Source organism: Pseudomonas sp. 18175 (assembly GCF_050432925.1).
Taxonomy (GTDB): Bacteria; Pseudomonadota; Gammaproteobacteria; order Pseudomonadales; family Pseudomonadaceae; genus Aquipseudomonas.
Genome location: NZ_JBKFTO010000004.1, coordinates 30,374 through 54,989 on the forward strand (window position 1 = coordinate 30,374; position 24,616 = coordinate 54,989).

At 61.0% G+C, this 24,616-nt stretch carries 22 protein-coding genes and 1 pseudogene; 18 read left to right on the forward strand and 5 right to left on the reverse strand.

Going from position 1 to position 24,616, the window contains the following annotated elements:
* The first annotated feature begins 78 nt into the window (after window positions 1-78).
* The 11 genes from iolE (at window position 79) to ACLD1Y_RS06915 (ending at window position 12,487) form a co-directional block, all read left to right on the forward strand.
* Entirely contained in the window at window positions 79-972 is an 894-nt protein-coding gene (iolE, locus tag ACLD1Y_RS06865) for a myo-inosose-2 dehydratase (RefSeq protein ID WP_429476626.1), read from the forward strand.
* On the forward strand, window positions 969-1,757 hold the full coding sequence (gene iolB / locus ACLD1Y_RS06870; protein WP_429476628.1) for a 5-deoxy-glucuronate isomerase: 789 nt from the start codon (window positions 969-971) through the stop codon (window positions 1,755-1,757). Before iolE ends, iolB begins: the two co-directional genes overlap by 4 nt.
* A 10-nt stretch (window positions 1,758-1,767) precedes the next feature.
* Window positions 1,768-3,699, forward strand: a complete 1,932-nt coding sequence (iolD, locus tag ACLD1Y_RS06875) for a 3D-(3,5/4)-trihydroxycyclohexane-1,2-dione acylhydrolase (decyclizing) (protein ID WP_429476630.1) — start codon at window positions 1,768-1,770, stop codon at window positions 3,697-3,699.
* A 19-nt stretch (window positions 3,700-3,718) separates the two neighbouring features.
* The gene (locus tag ACLD1Y_RS06880; protein ID WP_071490057.1) at window positions 3,719-4,729 is read left to right on the forward strand and encodes a Gfo/Idh/MocA family protein; all 1,011 of its coding nucleotides are present in this window, start codon (window positions 3,719-3,721) and stop codon (window positions 4,727-4,729) included.
* Between the two features lie 155 nt (window positions 4,730-4,884).
* Window positions 4,885-5,913, forward strand: a complete 1,029-nt coding sequence (locus tag ACLD1Y_RS06885) for a Gfo/Idh/MocA family protein (protein ID WP_429476632.1) — start codon at window positions 4,885-4,887, stop codon at window positions 5,911-5,913.
* Window positions 5,914-6,041: 128 nt separating this feature from the next.
* Complete coding sequence (locus ACLD1Y_RS06890) at window positions 6,042-6,227, forward strand: hypothetical protein (protein WP_429476634.1); 186 nt, start codon at window positions 6,042-6,044, stop codon at window positions 6,225-6,227.
* Window positions 6,228-6,276: 49 nt separating this feature from the next.
* Window positions 6,277-7,212: a sugar ABC transporter substrate-binding protein gene (locus ACLD1Y_RS06895; RefSeq protein WP_429476636.1), complete on the forward strand. Its 936-nt coding sequence runs from the start codon at window positions 6,277-6,279 to the stop codon at window positions 7,210-7,212.
* A gap of 64 nt (window positions 7,213-7,276) precedes the next feature.
* Window positions 7,277-8,830, forward strand: a complete 1,554-nt coding sequence (locus ACLD1Y_RS06900) for a sugar ABC transporter ATP-binding protein (RefSeq protein WP_429476638.1) — start codon at window positions 7,277-7,279, stop codon at window positions 8,828-8,830.
* 27 nt (window positions 8,831-8,857) lie between these two features.
* On the forward strand, window positions 8,858-9,880 hold the full coding sequence (locus tag ACLD1Y_RS06905; RefSeq protein WP_135288327.1) for an ABC transporter permease: 1,023 nt from the start codon (window positions 8,858-8,860) through the stop codon (window positions 9,878-9,880).
* A gap of 422 nt (window positions 9,881-10,302) precedes the next feature.
* A complete protein-coding gene (locus ACLD1Y_RS06910; protein ID WP_135288325.1) occupies window positions 10,303-10,707 on the forward strand; it encodes a TraR/DksA family transcriptional regulator in 405 nt (134 codons plus the stop codon).
* 547 nt (window positions 10,708-11,254) lie between these two features.
* The gene (locus ACLD1Y_RS06915; protein ID WP_429477065.1) at window positions 11,255-12,487 is read left to right on the forward strand and encodes a methyl-accepting chemotaxis protein; all 1,233 of its coding nucleotides are present in this window, start codon (window positions 11,255-11,257) and stop codon (window positions 12,485-12,487) included.
* 3 nt (window positions 12,488-12,490) lie between these two features.
* On the opposite strand, the gene ACLD1Y_RS06920 is transcribed toward ACLD1Y_RS06915, so the two are convergent.
* The 3 genes from ACLD1Y_RS06920 to ACLD1Y_RS06930 form a co-directional block, all read right to left on the reverse strand.
* Complete coding sequence (locus ACLD1Y_RS06920) at window positions 12,491-12,727, reverse strand: DUF2789 domain-containing protein (RefSeq protein ID WP_135288323.1); 237 nt, start codon at window positions 12,725-12,727, stop codon at window positions 12,491-12,493.
* 65 nt (window positions 12,728-12,792) lie between these two features.
* On the reverse strand, window positions 12,793-13,023 hold the full coding sequence (locus ACLD1Y_RS06925) for a hypothetical protein (RefSeq protein WP_429476640.1): 231 nt from the start codon (window positions 13,021-13,023) through the stop codon (window positions 12,793-12,795).
* Between the two features lie 110 nt (window positions 13,024-13,133).
* Window positions 13,134-13,409, reverse strand: a complete 276-nt coding sequence (locus ACLD1Y_RS06930; RefSeq protein WP_429476642.1) for a hypothetical protein — start codon at window positions 13,407-13,409, stop codon at window positions 13,134-13,136.
* Between the two features lie 417 nt (window positions 13,410-13,826).
* Between ACLD1Y_RS06930 and ACLD1Y_RS06935 the strand changes: the two genes are divergently transcribed.
* Together ACLD1Y_RS06935 and ACLD1Y_RS06940 are read left to right on the forward strand one after the other, a co-directional pair.
* Complete coding sequence (locus ACLD1Y_RS06935; RefSeq protein ID WP_429477067.1) at window positions 13,827-14,276, forward strand: hypothetical protein; 450 nt, start codon at window positions 13,827-13,829, stop codon at window positions 14,274-14,276.
* Window positions 14,277-14,390: 114 nt separating this feature from the next.
* The gene (locus ACLD1Y_RS06940; protein ID WP_429476644.1) at window positions 14,391-15,407 is read left to right on the forward strand and encodes an ABC transporter substrate-binding protein; all 1,017 of its coding nucleotides are present in this window, start codon (window positions 14,391-14,393) and stop codon (window positions 15,405-15,407) included.
* Window positions 15,408-15,547: 140 nt separating this feature from the next.
* Here the strand turns inward: ACLD1Y_RS06940 and ACLD1Y_RS06945 are convergent, their stop codons facing one another.
* Window positions 15,548-17,674 carry a TonB-dependent receptor gene (locus ACLD1Y_RS06945; protein ID WP_429476646.1) on the reverse strand — a complete coding sequence of 709 codons (2,127 nt, stop codon included), beginning with the start codon at window positions 17,672-17,674 and terminating at the stop codon, window positions 15,548-15,550.
* Window positions 17,675-17,768: 94 nt separating this feature from the next.
* A pseudogene (locus ACLD1Y_RS06950) lies at window positions 17,769-18,158 on the reverse strand (DUF2946 domain-containing protein).
* A 93-nt stretch (window positions 18,159-18,251) separates the two neighbouring features.
* Between ACLD1Y_RS06950 and ACLD1Y_RS06955 the strand changes: the two are divergent.
* From ACLD1Y_RS06955 to ACLD1Y_RS06975, 5 genes are all read left to right on the forward strand, one after another.
* The gene (locus ACLD1Y_RS06955) at window positions 18,252-18,689 is read left to right on the forward strand and encodes a DUF3995 domain-containing protein (RefSeq protein ID WP_429476647.1); all 438 of its coding nucleotides are present in this window, start codon (window positions 18,252-18,254) and stop codon (window positions 18,687-18,689) included.
* A gap of 120 nt (window positions 18,690-18,809) precedes the next feature.
* Entirely contained in the window at window positions 18,810-19,427 is a 618-nt protein-coding gene (lexA, locus tag ACLD1Y_RS06960; protein WP_429476649.1) for a transcriptional repressor LexA, read from the forward strand.
* Window positions 19,427-20,041: a translesion DNA synthesis-associated protein ImuA gene (imuA, locus tag ACLD1Y_RS06965; protein ID WP_429476651.1), complete on the forward strand. Its 615-nt coding sequence runs from the start codon at window positions 19,427-19,429 to the stop codon at window positions 20,039-20,041. The genes lexA and imuA overlap by 1 nt, the downstream gene beginning before the upstream one ends.
* 7 nt (window positions 20,042-20,048) lie before the next feature.
* Complete coding sequence (locus tag ACLD1Y_RS06970; RefSeq protein ID WP_429476653.1) at window positions 20,049-21,464, forward strand: Y-family DNA polymerase; 1,416 nt, start codon at window positions 20,049-20,051, stop codon at window positions 21,462-21,464.
* On the forward strand, window positions 21,440-24,532 hold the full coding sequence (locus ACLD1Y_RS06975; RefSeq protein WP_429476655.1) for an error-prone DNA polymerase: 3,093 nt from the start codon (window positions 21,440-21,442) through the stop codon (window positions 24,530-24,532). Before ACLD1Y_RS06970 ends, ACLD1Y_RS06975 begins: the two co-directional genes overlap by 25 nt.
* The last annotated feature ends 84 nt before the right edge of the window (window positions 24,533-24,616 follow it).

The following is a 24,616-nucleotide window of genomic DNA, read 5'->3' on the forward strand; positions in this document are numbered from 1 at the left end:
CGCATTCGCGAGCAAGCCCGCTCCCACATAAAGCAAATTTCACCCGGCTTAAGTTAGATAAAAACAAAAGGTGCAGCCATGCCCGCAATCCGAATTGGCATCAACCCGATTTCCTGGAGCAACGACGACCTGCCGGCCTTGGGGGGGGAAACACCCTTGAGCACCGCCCTCGCCGAAGGCAAGGAAATCGGCTACGAAGGTTTCGAACTCAACGGCAAGTTTCCCAAGGACGCCAAGGGCGTCTGCGATGTACTGCGCCCCTATGACCTGGCGCTGGTGTCCGGCTGGTATTCAAGCCGCCTGGCGCAACGTTCGGTGGCCGAAGAAATCGAGGCCATCGCCGGCCACGTCGAGCTGCTCAAACAGAACGGCGCCACGGTGCTGGTGTACGGCGAAGTCGCCGACTCCATCCAGGGTTCGCGCATCCGCCTGATCGAACGCCCGCGTTTCCACAGCGAACAAGCCTGGCAGGATTACGCCGACAAGCTCACTGAGCTGGCGCGTTTCACCCTGTCCCAAGGCGTACGCCTGGCCTACCACCACCATATGGGCGCCTATGTCGAATCCCCGGAAGACATCGACCAACTGATGCAACGCACCGGGCCGGAAGTCGGCCTGCTGTTCGATTCGGGCCACTGCTACATGGGCGGCGGCGATCCGCTGCACGTACTGAACAAACACATTGATCGCGTCTGCCATGTGCACTTCAAGGACGTGCGCAAGCCGGTGGTGCAACTGGCGCGCAACCAGATGTGGAGCTTCCCCGACTGCATCGTCAACGGCACCTTCACCGTGCCCGGCGACGGTGATATCGACTTCGCCGAACTGCTGGACGTGCTGCTGGCCGCGAAATACCAAGGCTGGCTGGTGGTGGAAGCCGAGCAGGACCCGGCCGTGGCGCCCAGCTACGTGTATGCGAAAAAGGGCTACGACACCCTGCGCGCGCTGCTTACCGAGAGGACAAAAGCATGAGCCTGCTGGTCAAGAGCAACAAACGTGGGCAAACCATGGTGGCCCTGGAAGAAGGGCGCCTGGAATACGTAGGCTTCAAAGCCTACCGCCTGAGCCTGGGGGAAACCCTGCCGGTCAACGCAGGCGATAAAGAACTGTGCCTGGTGCTGCTCAGCGGCCGGGTGAATATCGAAGGCGAGGGCTTCAACTGGCAGAACCTGGGGGATCGCCAGTCGGTGTTCGAAGACAAGTCACCTTTCGCTGCCTACCTGCCGCCCGGCACCACGGCCCAGGTCACCGCCTTGAGCGATGTGCAGATCGCCGTGTGCGCCGCCCCTGGCACCGAAGGCTACGAACCGCGTCTGATCCGCCCGCAAGACTGCAAGCGCAGCGTGCGTGGCAAGGGCGCCAACACCCGCTACGTGTGCGACATCCTGCCGGACACCTCGCCGGCCCATTCGCTGCTGGTGGTGGAAGTGCGCACGCCGTCCGGGCATTCGTCAAGCTACCCGCCGCACAAGCACGACACCGACGACTTGCCGCACCAAAGCTTCCTGGAAGAAACCTATTACCACCAGATCAACCCGCCCCAGGGCTTTGTGTTCCAGCGCGTCTACACCGATGACCGCAGCATCGACCAGGCCATGGCCGTGGAAAACAGCGACCTGGTGGTGGTGCCCAAGGGCTATCACCCGGTCAGCGTGCCGTATGGCTACGAGTCCTATTATTTGAACGTGATGGCCGGCCCCAAGCGCGCCTGGCATTTCCACAACGACCCGCAGCACAGCTGGCTACTGGACCTTTAAGGGGCGCGACATGACTACCACCCGACTGACCATGGCCCAGGCCCTGGTGAAGTTCCTGGATAACCAATACATCGAAGTCGATGGCGTGCAGAGCAAGTTTGTCGCCGGCGTGTTCACCATTTTTGGCCACGGCAATGTGCTGGGCCTGGGCCAAGCGCTGGAGCAAGATGCCGGTGATTTGGTGGTGCACCAGGGCCGTAACGAGCAGGGCATGGCCCACGCTGCCATCGGTTTTGCCAAGCAACACCTGCGCCGCAAGATCTACGCGTGCACCGCGTCGGTCGGCCCTGGCGCCGCCAACATGCTGACCGCCGCTGCCACGGCCACCGCCAACCGTATCCCGCTGTTGCTGTTGCCCGGCGATGTCTACGCCAGCCGCCAGCCGGACCCGGTACTGCAACAGATCGAGCAGTTCCACGATCTGAGCATCAGCACCAATGATGCCTTCCGTTCGGTGAGCAAGTACTGGGACCGCATCAACCGCCCCGAGCAATTGATGACCGCTGCGATCCACGCCATGCGCGTGCTGACCGACCCTGCGGAAACCGGCGCTGTCACCTTGGCATTGCCGCAGGATGTGCAGGCCGAAGCCTGGGATTACCCGGATTACTTCCTGCAAAAACGCGTGCACCGTATCGACCGTCGCCCGGCTACCGCCGCGATGATCGGCGATGCACTGGCCGCGTTCCGGGGCAAGCGCAAGCCGCTGATCATTTGCGGTGGCGGGGTGAAATACTCCGGCGCAAATGCCGCACTGCAGGCGTTTGCCGAACGTTTTGACATTCCCTTCGCGGAAACCCAGGCGGGCAAAAGCGCAGTGGTGTCCAGCCATCCGCTGAACCTGGGCGGGATCGGTGAAACCGGTTGCCTGGCGGCCAACCTGCTGGCGCCAGAGGCTGACTTGATCATCGGCATCGGCACCCGTTACACCGACTTCACCACCTCGTCCAAGTCGCTGTTCAAGCACCCGGACGTGAAGTTTCTCAACCTCAATATCAGCCCTGCCGACGTGTTGAAACTCGACGCGGTGCAAGTGTTGGCCGATGCCCAGGTCGCCCTCGATGCGCTGGCCGATGCCTTGGGCGATTACCGCTCCGGCTGGGGCGGGCAGGTCCAGGACGCCAAGGCGCAACTGGAGGCTGAAGTGGACCGCGTGCATCAGGTCGAATATTCGGGTGATGGGTTCGTGCCCGAGGTCGACGACCACCTGGACCGCAGCGTGCTGCGCGAATTCATCGAGCTGACCGGCTCCTGCCTGACCCAGAGCCGTGTGCTTGGCGTGCTCAACGACACCCTGGCCGACGACGCGATCATCGTCGCCGCCGCCGGCAGCTTGCCCGGCGATTTGCAGCGCGCTTGGCGCAGCAAGGGCGTCAACACCTACCACGTCGAATATGGCTATTCGTGCATGGGCTACGAGATCAACGCCGCCCTTGGCGTGAAACTCGCCGAGCCGAGCAAAGAGGTGTACGCGCTGGTCGGCGATGGCTCCTACATGATGCTGCATTCGGAGCTGGCCACCTCGATCCAGGAACGCCGCAAGATCAACGTGGTGCTGCTGGACAACATGGCCTTCGGTTGCATCAACAACCTGCAGATCGGCAATGGCATGGACAGCTTCGGCACCGAGTTCCGCTATCGCAACCCCGAGAGCGGCAAGCTCGACGGCGGCCTGGTGCCAGTGGACTTCGCCATGAGCGCGGCGGCCTACGGCTGCAAGACCTACAAGGTCAGCACCGTGGAGCAACTCGAAGCGGCGCTGGCCGATGCGCGCAGCCAAACAGTTTCAACGCTGATCGATATCAAGGTGCTGCCTAAGACCATGATCCACGGTTACCTGTCGTGGTGGCGGGTGGGCGTGGCGCAGGTATCCACCAGTGAGCGTACGAATGCTGCTGCAAAAAAACTCAATGAACAGCTGGCGAAAGCTCGGCAGTACTAATAACAAGAGGGGTTTTTGTATGTCGTTGAAGCTTGGAGTCATCGGTACAGGCGCCATTGGCCGCGACCATATCCGTCGTTGCAGCCAGACGCTGCTTAACAGCCAGGTAGTCGCGGTAACCGACATCAACCTTGAGCAAGCCGCCAAGGTCGTCGCCGATTTGAAGCTGGACGCCGAGGTGTATGCCGACGGCCATGCGCTGATCAACTCGCCACAGGTCGAGGCGGTGCTGGTGACCTCCTGGGGCCCGAGCCACGAAGAGTTCGTACTCGCCGCCATCGCCGCCGGCAAACCGGTGTTCTGCGAAAAACCCCTGGCCGTCACCGCCGAGGGCTGCCGCAAAATCGTCGATGCCGAAGTGGCCTACGGCAAGCGCCTGGTGCAAGTGGGCTTTATGCGCCCCTACGACGAAGGCTATCGCGCACTCAAGGCCGTGATCGACAGCGGTCAGATCGGCGAGCCATTGATGCTGCACTGCGCGCACCGTAACCCCACGGTGGGCGAGAACTACAAGACTGACATGGCGATCACCGACACCCTGATCCACGAGTTGGATGTACTGCGCTGGTTACTCAACGACGACTATGTGTCGGTGCAAGTGGTGTTCCCACGCAAATCCAGCAAGGCCCTGGCCCACCTGCGCGACCCGCAGATCGTGCTGCTGGAAACTGCCAAGGGCACGCGCATCGATGTGGAAGTGTTTGTGAACTGCCAGTACGGCTATGACATCCAGTGCGAAGTGGTAGGGGAGACCGGTATTGCCAAGCTGCCGGAGCCGTCCCAGGTGCAGTTGCGCAGCGGCGCGAAGTTGTCGAATGCGATTTTGATGGACTGGAAGGACCGCTTTATCGGTGCCTACGACGTGGAGTTGCAGGCGTTTATCGACAGCGTGCGCGCCGGGCAAGTGGGTGGGCCGTCGGCGTGGGATGGGTTTGCGGCGGCCGTTGCGGCGGATGCATGTATTGAAGCGCAGGGCAGTGAGCAGATTGTGAAAGTCAGCTTGCCGGATCGCCCGCGCTTTTACGGCTGACCCACAACCTTAAGTTGAAATTCGGTCAGTGTGGGAGCGGGCTTGCTCGCGAATACGGTGTGTCAGCTACAAAGTCATTGACTGACACACCGTATTCGCGAGCAAGCCCGCTCCCACACTTAGATTGGGTTTCCACTTCTAACAGGAGTGAAATCATGCGAATCGGATTAGTCGGCTACGGCCACGGAGGGCGCTTTTTTCATGCGCCGCTGATTGCAACACTGCCTGGCGCCACGTTCGTTGGCGTCGTTACACGATACCCAGAACGCCGTAAGCAACTGAACACCGACCATCCCGGCGTAAAAGCCTTCGACTCCATCGGCCAGCTCGTCGAGGCCGGTGTCGATGCCCTGGTCATCTCCACCACCCTCAAAGGCCGCCCGGCCCTGGTGTTGGAAGCCATCGAACACGGTGTCGCGGTGGTCAGCGACAAACCCTTCGCCGCCAACGCCGAACAGGCCCAGGCACTGATCACCGCCGCAGAACGTCACGAGGTGCTGCTCAGCGTCTACCAGAACCGTCGTTGGGACTCGGACTACCTGACCCTGCGCAAACTCATCGATGCCGGCGCCCTGGGCACCATCACCCGGTTTGAGTCCCGCGTAGAACGCTACACACCAGACGCCGTCGGCAATGCCAGCGGTGGCGGTTGGCTGCGGGACTTGGGCAGCCATCTGGTGGACCAGGCGTTGCAACTGTTTGGTCCGGTGGATCGGGTGTTCGCGCAATTGCAGTTCAGTCCCGAACATCCAACCCTCGACCACGGCTTCTTTGTTTCCCTGACCCACGCCAACGGCGTGATCTCCCACCTGTGGGGCAACGCCCTGCAAAACAGCCAGGCACCGCGTTTTCGCGTGAGCGGCACCTCTGGGTGCTACACCGTCGACGGCCTGGATGGCCAGGAAGAAGCGCTGATGGCGGGCAAGTCGCCAAAAACCGAAGGCGAGCATTGGGGCGCCGAAGAGCATCGACGCTGGGGCTGGTTCGAACAAGGCCCGGAGCGCGAGCGGGTGCCGTCAGAGAAGGGCTGCTGGACCCAGTTCTATCGCCAGCTGCAAAGTGCGGTGCAAGGGCAGGGCGCGTTGCCGGTCGACGCCTATGACGCGCTGGAAACCACCCGTATATTGGACGCCGCACGCCTGAGCGCCGAGCGCCAGCAGGTGGTTTCAATAAAAATAGAATAAAATTCTAAAAGAAGTTGATATGGAAATTATTTTCCAATAAAGTCTTTTCCAGGTTGCAATAAGTACGTTCGGGCTCGACCCGCACGACTCAAACAAAAACAAGATCAAAAACAACCAGGTACCGTCAGATGAAAATCTTCAACGCTGTACTGCACCTTTTCCGCCTTGCCTCAACGCCTCGCGCTCTGCCCCGCGCTCGGCCGTTCTACTTCTCCTTCCTCAATGTGCTGTGCGTCGAAAACAAAGGCGCGCTGGTCTGCTGCATTCCCGGCGCACCCATCGTTCGACTGGCGACTTCGCAAGACCCGCTCTGATCAACGCAACGTCTAACAAAACCAACAAGAAAGTGGAGACAGACCGTTCATGAAGACCCCGATCCGTTTTACCGCGCTGGCCTTGTCCATGCTGTTGGCCAGCGGTGCTGCCTTGGCTGCCGACATGAAAGTCGGCGTGAGCATGTCCTCGTTCGATGACAACTACCTGACCGGCGTGCGTGAAGGCATGGTCGAGCACGTGAAGACCTTTCCCAAGGGCGATGGCGTGAAGCTGCAATTTGAAGACGCACGCGCTGATGTCGTGAAACAACTGAGCCAGGTTGAGAATTTTATCGGCCAGGGTGTTGATGCAATCATCGTCAACCCAGTGGACACCGCCTCCACGGCGCGCATCAGCAAGGCGGCGACTGAGGCGGGCATCCCGCTGGTCTATGTCAACCGCCGCCCAGACCAGAAAGATTTGCCAAAAGGTGTGGCCGCCGTGACCTCCGATGACGAAGAGGCCGGCCGCCTGCAAATGCAGTACATCGCCGAAAAACTCGGTGGCAAGGGCAGCATCGTGATCCTGCTGGGTGACCTGGCAAACAACTCCACCACCAACCGCACCAAAGGCATCAAGGAAGTCCTGACCCAGTACCCGGACATCAAGATCGTGCAGGAACAAACCGGTATCTGGCTGCGCGACAAGGGCATGACCCTGGTCAACGACTGGCTGACCCAAGGGCGTGAGTTCAACGCGGTGCTCTCCAACAACGATGAAATGGCGATTGGCGCGGCCATGGCCCTCAAGTCGGCGGGGACCAAGCCCGGCAGCGTGTTGATCGCGGGTGTCGACGGCACCACGGACGGCCTGAACGCCATTTCCAAAGGCGACATGACGGTGTCGGTGTTCCAGGACGCCAAGGGCCAGGCGGTCGGTTCGGTGGATGCGGCACGCCAGTTGGCGAAGAAGCAGACGATCGAACAGAACATCGTCATCCCGTTCAAGCTGATCACGCCTGAAAACGTCAAAGACTTCAAATAGCCTTACATAACAACAATAAGCCAGCAGGGCAGCTTCGGCCGCCCTGCAGATGGAGTACCTCCCTATGCTCGCTCAAGCCGCTACCTCGCAGCCTCCCGGTATCCAGCCTGTTGAACTGGAAGAACCCTACCTGTTGGAAATCAGCAATATCAGCAAAGGCTTCCCCGGTGTCGTGGCCCTGGCCGATGTGCAACTGCGGGTACGCCCCGGCACGGTGCTGGCGCTGATGGGCGAGAACGGTGCGGGCAAGTCGACGTTGATGAAGATTATCGCCGGCATCTACCAGCCCGACGCTGGGGAAATTCGCCTGCGTGGCAAACCGATTGTGTTCGAAACGCCCTTGGCGGCCCAGAAGGCCGGGATCGCGATGATCCACCAGGAGCTGAACCTGATGCCCCACATGAGCATCGCCGAGAACATCTGGATCGGCCGTGAGCAGCTCAACGGCCTGCACATGGTCAACCACCGCGAGATGCATCGTTGCACCGCCGAGCTGCTGGCGCGCCTGCGCATCAACCTCGACCCCGAGGAGCATGTGGGCAACCTGAGCATCGCCGAGCGGCAGATGGTCGAGATTGCCAAGGCCGTCTCTTACGATTCCGACATCCTGATCATGGATGAGCCGACCTCGGCCATCACCGATAAAGAAGTGGCCCACCTGTTTTCGATCATTGCCGACCTCAAATCCCAGGGCAAAGGCATCGTCTATATCACGCACAAAATGAATGAAGTGTTCGCCATCGCCGATGAAGTGGCGGTGTTCCGCGACGGCCACTACATTGGCCTGCAACGCGCCGACAGCATGAACAGCGACAGCTTGATCTCGATGATGGTCGGCCGTGAGCTCAGCCAGTTGTTCCCGGTGCGCGAGACGCCTATCGGTGACCTGCTGCTATCGGTGCGCGACCTGACCCTGGACGGCGTGTTCAAGGACGTGTCCTTCGACCTGCATGCCGGTGAAATCCTCGGCATCGCCGGGCTGATGGGCTCGGGGCGTACCAACGTGGCCGAAACCATTTTTGGCATCACCCCCAGCAGCAGCGGCCAGATCAGCCTCGACGGCAAAGCGGTGCGCATCACTGACCCACACATGGCCATCGAGAAAGGCTTTGCGCTGTTGACCGAAGACCGCAAGCTCAGTGGCCTGTTCCCCTGCCTGTCAGTGTTGGAAAACATGGAAATGGCCGTGCTGCCGCACTACACCGGCAACGGTTTTATCCAGCAGAAAGCCTTGCGCGCCTTGTGCGAAGACATGTGCAAGAAACTGCGGGTGAAAACCCCGTCCCTTGAGCAGTGCATCGACACCTTGTCCGGCGGCAACCAGCAAAAAGCCCTGTTGGCGCGCTGGCTGATGACCAACCCACGGCTACTGATCCTCGACGAGCCCACCCGGGGCATCGACGTGGGCGCCAAGGCCGAAATTTATCGCTTGATCTCCTTCCTCGCCAGCGAAGGCATGGCGGTGATCATGATCTCCTCGGAGCTGCCCGAAGTGTTGGGCATGAGCGACCGGGTGATGGTGATGCACGAGGGCGAATTGATGGGCACCCTGGACCGCGATGAGGCGACTCAGGAAAAAGTCATGCAGTTGGCGTCCGGTATGACGGCAGTTCACTGACGTACAGAATAAAAAAGGTGATGGGTTATGAACGCAATAACGGATAACAAACCGGCCGTGGCGCCGACCAAAAGCCGTCGGCGCATGCCGACCGAGCTGAGCATCTTCCTGGTACTGATCGGCATTGGCCTGGTGTTCGAGCTATTTGGCTGGATCGTGCGTGACCAGAGTTTCTTGATGAACTCGCAGCGATTGGTGTTGATGATCCTGCAGGTGTCGATCATTGGCCTGCTGGCCATTGGTGTGACCCAGGTGATCATCACTACGGGTATCGATTTGTCCTCGGGTTCGGTGCTGGCTCTTTCGGCGATGATCGCTGCCAGTTTGGCGCAGACATCTGACTTTTCACGGGCCGTGTTCCCCAGCCTGACCGACTTGCCAGTGTGGATTCCGGTGGCGATGGGGCTCGGCGTAGGGCTGCTGGCGGGGGCGATCAACGGCAGCATTATTGCCGTCACCGGTATCCCGCCGTTCATTGCGACCCTGGGCATGATGGTTTCGGCCCGTGGCCTGGCGCGTTATTACACCGAAGGCCAGCCGGTGAGCATGCTCTCGGATTCGTACACGGCCATCGGCCATGGTGCGATGCCGGTGATCATCTTCCTGGTGGTGGCGGTGATCTTCCATATCGCGCTGCGCTACACCAAATACGGCAAGTACACCTACGCCATCGGCGGCAACATGCAGGCGGCGCGCACGTCGGGCATCAACGTCAAGCGTCACCTGATCATCGTGTACAGCATCGCCGGTTTGCTCGCAGGTTTGGCCGGTGTGGTGGCCTCGGCACGCGCCGCTACTGGCCAGGCGGGGATGGGCATGTCCTATGAACTGGATGCGATTGCCGCAGCGGTAATCGGCGGCACCAGCCTGGCAGGTGGGGTAGGGCGTATCACTGGCACGGTGATCGGCGCGCTGATCCTTGGCGTGATGGCCAGCGGGTTTACCTTTGTCGGAGTGGATGCCTACATCCAAGACATCATCAAGGGCTTGATCATCGTGGTGGCGGTGGTGATTGACCAATACCGCAACAAGCGCAAGCTCAAACGCTAATAGCGTTCAATGGTTGGAGTAGAACCGAATGTGGGAGGGGGCTTGCCCCCGATGGCGGAGTGTCAGCCGGCTTATATAGGGCTGACCCACCGCGATCGGGGGCAAGACCCCTCCCACAATTGATAAATACCCCTCAGGAAAAGCCGTTTGTCTTCTATATAGCTCCACAACACTGAATTTCTTGCTATAAACGCACTCCGATAACCGTTCGCCGAGCCCGTCCTGGTGCTTTTGGGGGTTATCTCGGAAAAATTGCCTGTCTTTTCAGTTGCTGCGCCCTCAAGTCGGCCTTAGACTGCCGCCCCTCGTAAATTGAGTGCCGGGTGGCGCTTGGAATGGATGGCGCCTTTCCGAGACCTGCAGAGGTCGGCCGGAACGCTCCCTTATTCGCCTTAATGCACGTATTTTTTATAGAGAAATCAATGACAAAGGAAAAGTTGCTGGCCATGCCGGCGGATGACTACATGAATGCCGAACAGCACGCTTTTTTTGAGCAGATGCTGCAAGACATGAAAGTGGAACACCACGAGCGCATTGAACAGAACCGTATCGCCATTGAAAGCCTGGATACCCCGGCCGACCCGGCCGACGCCGCTTCCGTGGAAGAAGAGCGTACCTGGCTGGTCAACGCCATCGACCGCGACCAGCGCATGCTGCCGCAGCTTGAGCGTGCACTGGAACGCATCAAGGAAGATTCCTTTGGCTGGTGCGATGACAGTGGCGAGCCTATCGGCCTCAAGCGCCTGCTGATCAGCCCTACCACCAAGTACTGCATCGAAGCGCAAGAGCGCCACGAGCAGATCGACAAGCACCAGCGCCAAGCCTGATGCGGTGAAGCTGGGGAACCGCCTATGCGGTTTCCCAGGGAAATACCGGTTACACCCCCGTCTATTGATCTGCTGCAAGCTACCCCACTAAAGGCCCATGGATAATGGCCCGATAGTGGCGTTTAATGCAGCGACAATAATGACAAGCAGTGGGGTAACGACGATGGCTGGAGACGGATCTCTGATGGGCGCAACAGTGCCACCGCAAACGGTGGTGCGCAGGCTGCCCGGCTGGTTGACGCCTCTGTTGCAGAGCACTGCCTTGGTGCTGGTACTGCTGGGCCTGGCACTTGCCAGCCTGCCGCTTTATCTTTGCCTGCCGCTGGCCTTGCTGGTGATCTGGCTGCCCCGCCTGAAAAACCCGACACCGGTTGTTGCGCCTTCCGAGGCGGGCGATGCCATGGGCGAGCTGACCCGCGACCTGTCCTATACCACTAGCCATAACGCACTCTCTGCTGCGGGCGTGGCCTATTCGGTCAAGCAATTGGCGGCGCGCTTGCAGTCGCAATTGAGTGCGGCCAAGCAGATTGTCAGCAGTGCCGAAGTGATGATTGGCACCGAAAAGATCACCTCTCAACTCAGCCGTGAAGCCTTGGGCGCCGCCAGCCAGGCCCATCAGCGCAGCACCGAGGGCCGCGAAGTGCTGGCCCAGTCGATCACCCGCATGCACCAGCTCAGCCAACGTGCGAATGCCAGTCGGGAACTCATTGAAGCCCTGAGCCAGCGCAGTGAAGAAATCCAACGGGTCACCCTGGTGATCCAGTCCATCGCCAGCCAGACCAACCTGCTGGCCCTTAACGCGGCGATTGAAGCGGCGCGGGCCGGTGAGCACGGTCGCGGCTTTGCCGTGGTGGCCGATGAAGTGCGCGGCCTGGCCGGTCGCACGGCCACGGCCACGGATGAAGTCGGGGTGATGGTGGCGGACATCCAGCAGCGCACCGCCCAAGTGGTGGAGCAGATCCGCCAGCTTTCGGCAGATTTGCACACCGGTGTAGAGCAGGTGGAGCACGCGGGCGAGCAACTGCACAGCATCGCCAGCCTGGCGGCGGATGTGGAAGGCCAAGTCAATGAAATCGCCCAGGGCACCGACACCAACCGCATCCAGCTCGATAGCCTGTTCCATGCCGTGGAACAAATGCGCAGCGACCTGACCGTGAGTGACCAGCAAACCCGCCAACTGGCCGACGCCGCCGTGCAGATGGAAGGGCAGGCCGAGACCATCAGCGAGCGCCTGGCCGAAGTCGGGCTGGATGACTATCACCAGCGTATCTACGACCTGGCCCGCGAAGGTGCAGGCCGAATTGCCGCGCAGTTCGAAGCCGACGTGCAGCAAAACCGCATCAGCCTGGATGACCTGTTCGACCGCAGCTACACCCCTATCCCCAATACCCGCCCGAGCAAGTACCACACGCGCTTTGATGGCTACACAGACCAGGTTTTACCGACGATCCAGGAAGCGCTGCTGCCGCGTCATGAAGGGTTGGTGTTTGCCATCGCCTGCACGCCTCAAGGCTATGTGCCCACGCACAACAAAGCGTTTTCCCAGGCCCTGACCGGCGATGAACAGGTGGACGCGGTGCAGAACCGCACCAAGCGCAAGTTTGAAGATCGCACGGGTATACGTTGCGGTAGCCATCAGCAAGCCGTGCTGCTGCAAACCTACACCCGCGATACCGGAGAGCTGATGCACGATTTGTCGGTGCCGATTATGGTCAGGGGGCGGCATTGGGGCGGTTTGCGCCTGGGCTATAAGCCAGAAGGCGCAAAGAGCGCGCGCTGAGGGTCAGTGCGGTTGATGCAGGCGCTGGTTCAGTTCGTCCACCGCAATAGCCCAGTCGGCATCCTCGCGAAGTTCTTCCTTGAGGAACTGGGCTTGTTGAGGCGACCAGAAGGGGGCATCAATCAGTTTTACGTCTTCGGGCAAGGGGTGGGCGACGATAAAGGCGTCGATGGCCTCGGGGGTTGAGTCCAGGCCCAGTTGTTCAAATAGGGTTTCAAGTGTGGGGATTGGGGCGTCCATATCGTTCTCCATGCAGAAGGGGGGTTATGCATGGGAGGGTGCGCACGCCCCAGAGTTCTATTGGATCAGGAATTGAGCGCTCCGCCGTCTACAGCGGTTTTCAGCGCCTTGGCGGCGTCTTTGCCAGCGATGGCAGCGGCGTCGGCGGTTTTGAACCAGCGATCTTTCTCCACCTGGTGGGTTGTGACGGTTTTCAGCGGTGGCTTGGCCCGCATCACGATCACCGCTTGAAACTCACCTTCTACTTCCCTCACGTCGCCATGGATGAAAAATTCGCCGATATCAAATTCCGTCACGTAGAGCCTTCCCTTGGAGATAACTGCACTGGAGAAACCTGGCCCGCAGGGCACAAACTTCAGTGGACGGGCCAGTATGGCAGTTGTTGGGAGGCTACGGCGCAGTAAAGTCATCCGGGTGACGAAACGATCCCGCCATGACGGGCGTGCAGGCTGGCTTCGAGTTTTTTCGCCAGCTCGCAGGCCTGGATATGATCGCTGCGAAAGCCTTTGACCCGACCACTGAGTACTTCACGGATATGGAAGAAGTTTCGTCCAGCAGGTACAACTTGGTAAAGAATCGAATCCAAGTACCCGTCGTAGCCGCGCAAGCGGTAGTATTGGGCCTCGTCTTGGCATGATGAGCGAGTGCGCAAAGGCATGGCGTGGTCGGATGGTCGTTGCATGGCCTGCTCCTGTCGATCGATCTGGTTGACTCAAAGGCTATGTTTTAGGTGGTTTTGACCTGTACTGCTGTTTTAGTATTGTTGTCAGCCGCCGACGCCCGGTTCCCTGCTCAAGTATGTGGTTTTGTGTTCGATGTCGGAAAACTGCGCTTTTAAATGGGTTATTCTCTGAAGTTGGTCGGCCCGTGTTCTCGGGTCCTTGAACCTGTGATCTCCTGTTGTGCCTGATGACCTTGCACAAGGCCCATCGCGTACGTCTGTACTAGTCTTATGGCGTTGCAGCGGATCGTCTTCAGTTTTTTTCAATGAGTGTGTTGTGTGATCGTGCCGTAAAGGCCGTTTTTTTGTGCTGCCCGCTCTGGCGGACAGCGCTCTTTTCGATGTGGGGGCGTTTCCTTGGCAGTCAGTAATCTGGATATGCACGCGTTGTTCGTGCTGGGTGATTTGCGCGCAAAGTTGGTCAAACAGTTTCAATCCCGTTTTGTTTACATCACCGAGCAGACGCCGGAAGGCATCTACATTGCCGAAATCGACACTGAAACGGCGCTGGTGGTCGATGACAAACAGCGTCTGGAACTCAAAGTGGGTGACCATTTTCGTGCGGCAGTATTGCCCAGCCGCGAAGGCGGCAAGTTTGAATTGAAGTTCCGTGACATCAAGTTGACGGTGTATGGCCTGGGCGACTACGCCTTCGTTTCATCGGCCGAAGGCCAGGGCATCGTATTCAAGGAAGGCCACAGCGTGATGCTGGTGTTTGCCGCCAATGAGCAACTGCAAGAAGGCCTGACCAAGACCCTCAAAGCCGTGACCGGCAAGGCCGCCAAGTGGCGCAAGGGTGAGTTGGTAACGTTCAAGGCCAGCGAGTAACGCTGTAACTCCCGGAACCTCTACTACAGTTGAGTTGACTTAACTATTCAGAGGCTTCGCGCATCCGCAGCAAAGCCGTTCGCCATTGGCTGCGATATCGCGAGGTGCTAAGGCATGAAAGGATTTAGAACACTGTTGGCCGCATCCCTGGCCACCTTGAGCCTGTCGGTGGCTACGCTGCCCGTTTCGGCCGCCGAAACACCGGTACATTTTGCCGACCTGAACTGGGAAAGTGGCAGCCTGATCACCGAAGTGCTGCGGGTGATTGTCGAGAAGGGCTATGACTTGCCCACCGACACCTTGCCCGGCACTACCATCACCCTGGAAACCGCCCTGGCCAAGAACGACATCCAGGTGATCGGCGAAGAGTGGGCTGGCCGCAGTCCGGTGTGGGTCAAGGCCGAAGCCGAAGGCAAGGTGGTGGGTCTTGGGGATACGGTCAAGGGCGCTACCGAAGGTTGGTGGGTGCCGGAATACGTGGTCAAGGGCGACCCTGCCAAAGGCCTCAAGCCTCTGGCACCGGACCTTAAGAGCGTGACGGACCTGGCACGTTACAAGGACGTGTTCAAGGACCCGGAATCCCCCGGCAAGGGGCGCTTTCTCAACAGCCCTATCGGCTGGACCTCGGAAGTGGTCAACAAACAGAAGCTCAAGGCCTATGGCCTGGATGACAGCTACGTGAACTTCCGCAGTGGCTCGGGTGCCGCGCTGGATGCCGAGATTGCTTCCTCGATCCGTCGGGGCAAGCCGGTGCTGTTCTACTACTGGTCGCCAACGCCGTTGATGGGCCGCTACAAGCTGATCCAGTTGGAAGAACCACCGTTTGATGCCGCGGCGTGGAAGACCCTCACGGATGCGGATAATCCCGATCCCAAACCTACGCGGTCATTGGCCTCCAAATTAAGCATTGGGGTGTCTACGCCGTTCCAGAAGGCGCACCCGCAAATTGCCCAGTTCTTTGAAAAGGTTGAGTTCCCCATCGAACCGCTGAACAAAGCCCTGGCAACCATGAGCGAGAACCACACGGCGCCTCGTGAAGTGGCCCAGGCGTTCCTCAAGGAACATCCAGAGGTGTGGAAGGCATGGTTGCCGGGGGATGTGGCGCAGAAGGTTGAGGCAAGCCTGAAGTAACTCAATCTCCCAGCAGAGTGCAGTTAAAAAGTGTGGGAGCGGGCTTGCTCGCGAACGCGGTGTGTCAGGCACTGGATTAGTCGACTGAACCACCGCATTCGCGAGCAAGCCCGCTCCCACATTTTTAATTGTATTTCAGGTTAGAACCGGGTGTTTACCGCCAACTCAAAGGTTCTCGGCGAGCCCAGGTAGTAAGCCGGCGACACATGGGCAAACTCGGCATACACCTCATTGGTCAAGTTGCGCACCCGTCCGGTCACCGAGGTATGCGCATCCACCTTGTAACGCAGGAACGTTCCGAACAACGTGTAGGCGGGCACCGTCAGGGTGTTGGCGTTGTCTGCATACACCTGGGCCACATACCGCGCATCCACGCCACCCTGCCAGTCCTCGGTGATGTCATACGTCAGCCACAGGTTGCCCACCCGCTTGGGCACGTTGGTCGGTGTGTTGCCCTTGCGCGAAACCACTGCACCGCTGGCAGTTTTCTCGTTGAAGTCATCGTATTCGGCATCCACCCAGGCGAAGTTGCCTTCGGCCAACAGCCTCGGCGTGATGCGCAAGGAGCTGGCCAGTTCAATGCCCTTGGATGATTGCGCGCCCACCGGAATGCTACTGGTCGGGTCCTGCGGGTCGGTGACCGCAAAGTCCTTGCGCTCGATTTTGTAGGCCGCCACGGTGGCGGAACCACGGCCGTCCAGGTAATCGAACTTGCTGCCTACTTCCCATTGTTTGCCGGTGGAGACATCGAACACCTGTGTGGTGGTGCTCGGTTGTTCGGCGGCGGTGCTGTATTGCACGTACACATTGGCCGATGGGATGAACTGGTAGGTCAGGCCCGCGCGGCCGGTCACCGGCTCCCAACTGCGCTTGAAGTGGCGCGGGTTGGTGGCGGTGACCGTACGGTGGTTGGTGACATCCAGGTCGATGGCGTCGTAACGCAGGCCGGTGAGCAGCGACAGTGTGTCGGTGAGGCCCAAGCGGTTCTCTACAAACACTGACTTGGTCGTCACTTCGTTGGTCTTGTCTTTGACGAAGCCCGGCCTGGTACCCGGGATGCCATAAAAGTGGCCTGGGTCGTAATTATCCGGGTCAACGCTACTGTTGCCCGCCACGTTCAGCGGGCTGTTGGTGGTGCTGTTGACCTTGTACTCGAAGCCGCCAGACCAGGTGGTCGACAGCCCAAAAAGACTGTCGTCATGGCGCAGTTCGAACTGGTTGCCGTTTTGCTCGCCTTGATGGCGTACCTGGTAGGCAGTGGAGCGGTTCACGGCGCTGTTGTCGGCGTTGTACTGGTAGGTTTCCAGGTTGCGGTAGTCGCGCTGGCTGTCCAGGTGGTAGAGGGTATTTTTCAAGGTGGTGTTGTCATTGATGCGGTAGTCGATGATCGAGCGCGCCCAGAGTGTGCGCTGTTCGTAGCGGCCATCGGCAACGTTGTAGTTGTTGAAGCGGTTGTGCTTGTCGATCTTCAACACACCGGCCTTGGGGTTGAGCACTGGCGTGCCCCAGTAGGGGCTGTCTTCGTGTTCATCCTGGTATTCCAGCGCCAGGGTATGGGACAGGTTGGGGGTGAGGTCGCTGAGCAAGGAAAACGCCAGGCTCCATGCCTCGCGCTGATCGCGGTCGATGTAGCTGTGGTTGGTATTGCGGCTCACATCCAGGCGTGCGTAGTGTTGCACTGCGGCGCCGGGCTCGGTGAGGGCGTGATTGACACCCAAGGCCATGCCGGCGGTGTCGTAGCTGCCGTAGCTGAGTTGGCCTTCGGCGGCCTGTTCCTCGCGGGTGGCGAGCTTGGTCACGTAGTTGAGCGAGCCGCCGACGGAGCCGGCGCCGTTGATCAGGGAGGAGGGGCCGCCCACCAGTTCCACCCGGTCATAGATCCACGCATCCACCGGCCGCGCCAGGCCGGTGGCGACGTTGATGCCGTTGAACATCTGGGTGATCTGGCTGCTGGTGAATCCACGATACGACACAAACCCGCCAAACCCCGGCGGCGCACTGGCATTGACGCCGGGCAAGGTGTTGGCGGCATCGCGAAAGGTCTTGGCACCATGGCGCTCGATATCGTTGCGGTTGGCGATGGCGACCGACGCCGGGGTTTCCCGCACGCTCAATCCCAGCCGTGAGGCCACACCGCTGGATTGGTCAAGGGCCAGGCCGGGCTCGGTGGTTTGCTCGCCATCAATGGTAGTTGGGGCCAACTCGATAGCCCACACACAGACAGGCAGGCAGCCGAACAGGCCCGCCAACAGGGGTAAATGTTTCATGGTTGAATCCTGAAAAACTTGGCTTGAAAGCAACGCACAGCCGCGCGTATTCCCATGGGGAACGGTGGTCAGTGCAGATCAGAAAGCGAAGGGATCAGGCGACAGCAGGCGGCGCGCGTGGATGGGCCGTGGGCCAGGTGAAGCGGGTAGGGATGTCAGCGGTGACGATGATCGCCGGCGGTGGCGCGTGGGGTTGGGGCAATACCGCTACATCCAGGCTGGAATTCAGCGCTGGGCCCATGCCCCCGGTGGAACACAGCGGGCAACCAAACGCCTTGGACAGCGTCGGCAGGCTCTCATCGCTGGAGTTGGTGGGCGTGGGCGCTTGCGTGCGCGGGTCCACCGTACAGAACTAGCCGCCGATGCCATTGAGCTGCATCCCCACCATCTGCCCATGGCCAATACTGCAGGCGAACACATTGAACAGGACGCAGCAATAAAGCATCCAGGCAATGAGCGAATGATCGGCACGGGCGAATTTCATGGGGCGGCACTTTACCACCAGCCGCCGACGAAATGCCTGCAAAAAAACGCTGGGCGACTATCCTCATTCGCACATTTTCAGGGAGCGCCAGCCATGAGCTTTGTCATTGCGCGATGGATCGTCGGGGTGTTTACCTGCATCAGCATGGTGCATTTGTACTGGGCGGCGGGCGGCAAACTGGGCTTCCAGGCTGCCATTCCTCAATTGCCTGGTGAGTTTGCCAGTGGGCCACGGCCGGCGTTCAAGCCTTCGGCATTGGGTACCTTTTTGGTCGCATTGGGGTTGGTCGCGATTGCCTTGCTGGTGTGCCTACGGGCCGGGTTGTATTTTTCGGCGGTGTCCCATGGCGCATTGCAGTGGGGGATCAGTGCAATTGCGCTGGTGATGTTTGCCAGGGCGATTGGGGATTCGGAGTTGGTGGGTTTTTTCAAGAAAGTGGGTGGATCGCGGTTTGCCAGGCTGGATACGTATTTTTATTCGCCGTTGTGCCTGGTGTTGGGGGTGGGGTTGTTGGTGGTGGCGTGGGGGTGAGGGGGGGTCATATCTGATCAGTCAGTAAATCTGTCCCTTGGGTCACTCGTTGCGCGTAGGACCTTTAGACTCCCCCGTTCGACTGGCGGCTATTGTCAGAAATTTCCCACAGGAGTACAAATGTACTCCATGACGACTCTAACCCCCCGACGTACCGCCATCCTGACCTTTATCCGCGACCGTATCGCGCAGCAAGGCCAGTCTCCCAGCCTCGCCGAGATCGCCGAGGCGTTCGGTTTTGCCTCGCGCAGCGTGGCGCGCAAGCATGTGCTGGCGTTGACCGAAGCCGGGTTTATCGAGGTCAACCCTAACCAGGCCCGAGGCATTCGCCTGCTTAACCAGCCGGTGCGTCCGCAATGGCTGGATGTGCCGGTACTCGGCCGCGTGGCTGCGGGCACGCCTATCGGGGCTGATGCCGAAGTGCACAGCCGCTTGCAACTGGACCCCGCCACCTTCGCGAAAACCCCCGATTACCTGTTGCGGGTGCAGGGCGACTCAATGATCGAAGACGGCATCCTCGACGGTGACCTGGTGGGCGTGCGGCGCAGTGCCGAGGCCTTGAACGGGCAGATTGTGGTGGCGCGCCTGGACGGTGAAGTGACCATCAAACGGTTTGAGCGCACTGGCGACAGTGTGCGCCTGCTGCCACGCAATCCGGCGTATCAACCCATTGTGGTAGGTCCCGACCAGGACCTGGCCATCGAAGGGGTGTTCTGCGGCCTGGTGAGGCAAGGCTGATGGGCGCCGTTGTTGCGTTGGACACGCTGTTCAATGGCGGCCGCGTGTGGAAAGGTCGGCCCGCCGCGCCAACCGCCAGTGCGCATCCCACGGGGCTCAAGGCGCTGGACGCGGTGCTGCCTACGGGCGGCTGGCCGGAGTCGGCCTTAAGTGAAATCCTTGTGGCGAAGGAGGGTGTAGGCGAGTTGCAACTGGTGCTGCCGACGCTGGCACGTTTATCACAGGCCGGTGAACGCATTGTGCTGGTGGCGCCGCCCTACACGCCGTATCCCCATGCCTGGCAGAACGCCGGGGTGGACCTGCGCCTGCTTTCGGTCATCCAGGCCGAGGAGCGCGACGCGCTGTGGGCCGTGGAGCAATGCCTGCGCTCCGGCAGTTGCGGCGCGGTGCTGTGCTGGCCGCGCAAGGCCGATGACCGGGCACTGCGGCGCTTGCAGGTGGCGGCGGAAACCGGGCAGACCCTGGCATTTGCCTGGCGCTCTCTGGGCGAGGCGATCAACTCATCACCGGCCGCGCTGCGCCTGGCGGTGGAGGCCAGGCCCGCGCAAGTGCGGGTACTCAAGTGCCGCGGCGGCTTGGCCCATCCGGCGCCGATTGCCCTGGCGGGGCACTGAGGTTGCCATGCGCTGGGTGTGTATTGTCTTCCCGCAATTGGCGCTGGACGGCGTGCAACGTGTGCACCCCGAACCGGACCAGCCCCTGGCTCTGCTGGCCGGTACGCCTCAGCGGCGCGTGCTGCAAACCGTCAATGAAGCCGCCCGCGCCTTGGGCTTGCGCCCTGGCCAGTCCCTGACCGCCGCCCATGCCCTGGCCAAAACCTTTGCCAGCGCCGAATACGACCCCGCAGAGATCGAGCGCTGGCAGCAGTTTCTCGCCGCCTGGGCCTACCGTTTCAGTTCCCAGGTCAGCCTGTATTACCCGCGTGCCTTGCTGTTCGAGATCGAGTCCAGCCTGGGCTTGTTTGGGCCATGGCCGCAATTTGAAGCGCGTTTGCGCCAGGAACTGACCGAACTGGGCTTTCGCCACCGCATCGTTGCCGCGCCCAACCCGGCGGCGGCGCGGGTGCTGGCCAATCTTTACGATGGCCTGGCCGTGGCTGATGAAGACACGCTGATGCAGGCCCTGGCGCCATTGCCCATCGACCGTGCCGGCCTCGACCCTCACGCCGCCACCGCGTTGTCACGCATGGGCCTGCGCACCTTGGCCCAGGTGCAGGCGTTGCCTCGACACACGTTGGCACGACGCTTTGACGCGAGCCTGCTCAAGCATCTGGACGCATTGACCGGGCAGCGGCCGCTGGCCCTGGCGTTCTACCAGCCGCCGGACCAGTTCGATGTGCGCATCGAATTGAATTACGACGTGCAATCCCACCAGGCACTGCTGTTTCCCCTGCGCCGCCTGACCGGCGACCTGTCCGCGTTCCTGTGTGGTCGCGACAGCGGCGTGCAGCGTTTCGACTTGCACCTGGAGCACGCCCAGGCGCCCGACAGTGTGATCAAGGTCGGCCTGCTCAGCGCCGAGCGCGAACCGGCGATGCTGTTCGAACTGGCCCGCGGCCGCCTGGAGCAAGTACAAGTCACCTCACCGGTACGCGGCTTTCGCCTGGTAGCCCAGGACCTGCCGGTGTTTGTGCCACAGCGCCAGGACCTGTTCGACGACCGCCCGCAACAGACCCTGCCCTGGGAGCAACTGCGCGAACGCCTGCGCGCGCGGCTGGGGGACGAGGCCGTGCAAGGCCTGCGCTTTCACGCCGACCATCGCCCCGAATGCGCCTGGCAAGCCGCCGCCGATAAATCCCCATGCCCCACGTTGAATAAAGTCCAGCGTCCCGGCTGGCTACTGAGCGAGCCGACCCTGTTGGCTGAACACGGCGTGCAGATTCTGATGGGCCCGGAACGCATCGAATCCGGTTGGTGGGACGGTGCCGATATCCGTCGCGACTACTACCTGGTCCAAACCCGCGCCGGCCAACAAGGCTGGGCCTTCCGCACCGTTGGGCAAAACGATGGGCTGTGGCTGCAAGGCTGGTTTGCATGAGTTACGCCGAGTTGCATTGCCTGTCCAATTTCAGCTTTCAGCGTGGTGCGTCTAGTGCGCTGGAATTGTTCGAGCGGGCCAAGGGCCAAGGCTACAGCGCCCTGGCGATCACCGATGAATGCACGCTGGCGGGCATCGTGCGGGCCTGGCAGGCGGCGAAGGCGGTGGATTTACCGCTGATCATCGGCAGTGAGATGCGCCTGGAAAACGGCCCGAAACTGGTGCTGTTGGTGGAAGACCTCAGCGGCTATCAGCACCTGTGCCGCCTGATTACCCTGGCCCGACGCCGCGCCGAAAAGGGCCGCTATCGCCTGCTGCGAGAGGACTTCGCGCAGCCGCTGCCCGGCCTGTTGGCGCTGTGGGTCGCCGAAGACCGCGACACCCAGGCCGATATCCAATGGCTGCGCCGCACCTTCGGCGAGCGCCTGTGGCTGGCGGTGCACCTGCACTGCGGCCAGGACGATGCACGCCACCTGGAACAACGCCTGCAATTGGCCGCCAGCCTGCATCTCCCGGCGGTGGCCTGCGGCGATGTGCACATGCATGCCCGTGGCCGCCGTGCCCTGCAAGACACCATGACCGCCATCCGCCATCACGTACCCGTGGCAGAAGCCGGCACGCGCCTGCACCCCAATGGCGAACGGCATCTTCGCAGCCTCGACGCCCTGGCCGCGCTGTACCCGCAACGTTTGCTCGACGAAACCCAGGCCATCGCCCGGCGCTGCACCTTCGACCTCAGCCAGTTGCGCTACCACTACCCACGGGAGTTGGTACCTGCCGGGCACGATGCCAAATCCTGGCTACGCGCCGTGACCGAAGAAGGCATTGCCCAACGCTGGCCGCAAGGCGTGGACGCCAAGACCTTGCAGCAAATCAACAACGAGCTTGAGCTGATCAGCGAGCTGGGCTACGAAAGTTACTTCCTCACTGTGCACGACATTGTGCGCTTTGCCCGCAGCCGCTCGATCCTGTGCCAGGGCCGGGGCTCGGCGGCCAACTCGGCGGTGTGCTTTGCCTTGGGCATCACCGAGATCAACCCCAGCCTGATGAACATGCTGTTCGAGCGTTTCCTGTCCCGCGAGCGCAACGAGCCACCGGATATCGATGTCGACTTCGAACACGAACGCCGCGAAGAGGTGCTGCAGTACGTGTTCCAGCGCTATGGCCGCACCCGTGCAGCACTCACGGCGGTGGTCAGCAGTTATCACGCCGCCGGTGCGGTGCGCGACGTGGCCAAGGCCCTGGGCTTGCCGCCGGACCAGATCAACGCCCTGGCCGACTGCTGTGGACGCTGGAGTGACGACGCGCCGCCCTTGGAACGCCTGCGCGAAGGCGGCTTCGACCCCGAAAGCCCGCTGTTGCGCCGAGTACTCACCCTCACCCAGCAGTTGATCGGCTTTCCTCGGCACCTGTCCCAGCACCCCGGCGGCTTCGTGATATCCGAATACCCCCTTGACACCCTGGTGCCGGTGGAAAACGCCGCCATGGCTGAACGCACCATCATCCAATGGGACAAGGACGACCTCGACGCCGTTGGCCTGCTCAAGGTCGATATCCTCGCCTTGGGCATGCTCAGCGCGATCCGTCGTTGCTTCGACCTGCTACGCCGCCATCGCAACCTCGACCTGGCCCTGGCGACCATCCCCAGAGAAGATGCTGCCACCTACGCGATGATCAGCAAGGCCGACACCATTGGCGTGTTCCAGATCGAGTCGCGGGCGCAGATGTCGATGTTGCCCCGGCTCAAGCCCCAGACCTTTTATGATCTGGTCATCGAAGTGGCGATTGTGCGCCCTGGGCCGATCCAGGGCGGCATGGTGCATCCGTATCTGCGCCGCCGGAACAAAGAGGAGGAGACCACCTATCCTTCGCCGGAACTCAAAGCCGTGCTGGAGCGCACCCTGGGCATCCCGTTGTTCCAGGAACAGGTTATGCAGATTGCCATGGTCGCCGCCGATTACGGCCCCGGCGAGGCCGACCAGTTGCGCCGCTCCATGGCCGCCTGGAAGCGCCACGGCGGATTGGAACCGCATCAGGCGCGCTTGCGCAGCGGCATGTTGAAGAACGGCTACAGCGAAGCGTTCGCCGCGCAGATATTCGAACAGATAAAAGGCTTTGGCAGCTACGGTTTTCCCGAGTCCCATGCCGCCAGTTTCGCCTTGCTGACCTACGCCAGTTGCTGGCTCAAGTGTCATGAACCGGCGGCGTTCGCCTGTGCGCTGATCAACAGCTGGCCCATGGGTTTCTACAGCCCGGACCAGATCCTGCAGGATGCGCGGCGACATAAACTGCAGATCCGCCCGGTGGATGTGCTGGCCAGCGACTGGGATTGCAGCCTGGAGCCCATCGACGGGGCGCAGCCGGCGATTCGCATGGGCCTGCGCATGATCTCGGGGTTTCGTGAAGAGGATGGGCGGCGCATCGAAGCGGCACGCCAACGCCGGGCATTTAGCGACATCGCCGACTTGGACGAACGCGCTGGGCTGGATGCCCGCGCCCAGGCGCTGCTGGCGGATTCGGGCGCCTTGCGTGCGTTGGCTGGCAACCGGCATAAGGCGCGCTGGGAAGTGGCGGGTGTGCACAAGCAGCTTGGGCTGTTCGCCGGCCTGCCCAGCCCGGACGAAGCGCTGGTGGAACTGCCTACGCCCACGGTGGGCGAAGACTTGCAGGCAGACTACGCTACGGTCGGTACCACCTTGGGCCCGCATCCGCTGGCATTGCTGCGCGCCGAGTTGCGCAAGCGGCGCTGCCGCAGTTCTCAGGAACTGATGGCGGTGGAGCATGGACGCAATGTCAGCGTCGCGGGGTTGGTGACTGGCCGCCAACGCCCTGGCACTGCCAGTGGTGTGACCTTTGTCACCCTGGAAGATGAATTCGGCAACCTCAATGTGGTGGTTTGGCGCGACCTGGCCGAGCGTCAGCGCCAGGCACTGGTGGGGGCACGCCTGCTGAAAGTAGACGGGCGGTGGGAGGCGGTGGGCGAGGTGCGGCACCTGATCGCCGGGCGTCTTACCGACCTGACACCCTTGCTGGACGGGATGAATGTGCGCAGCCGGGATTTTCACTGAGGCCGGTGGCATCCCAGCGCTTAACCCCCTAAGTTATACAAGATGAAACCATCAGCTCCTGGTGTGCTCCAAATTTTGCGACCG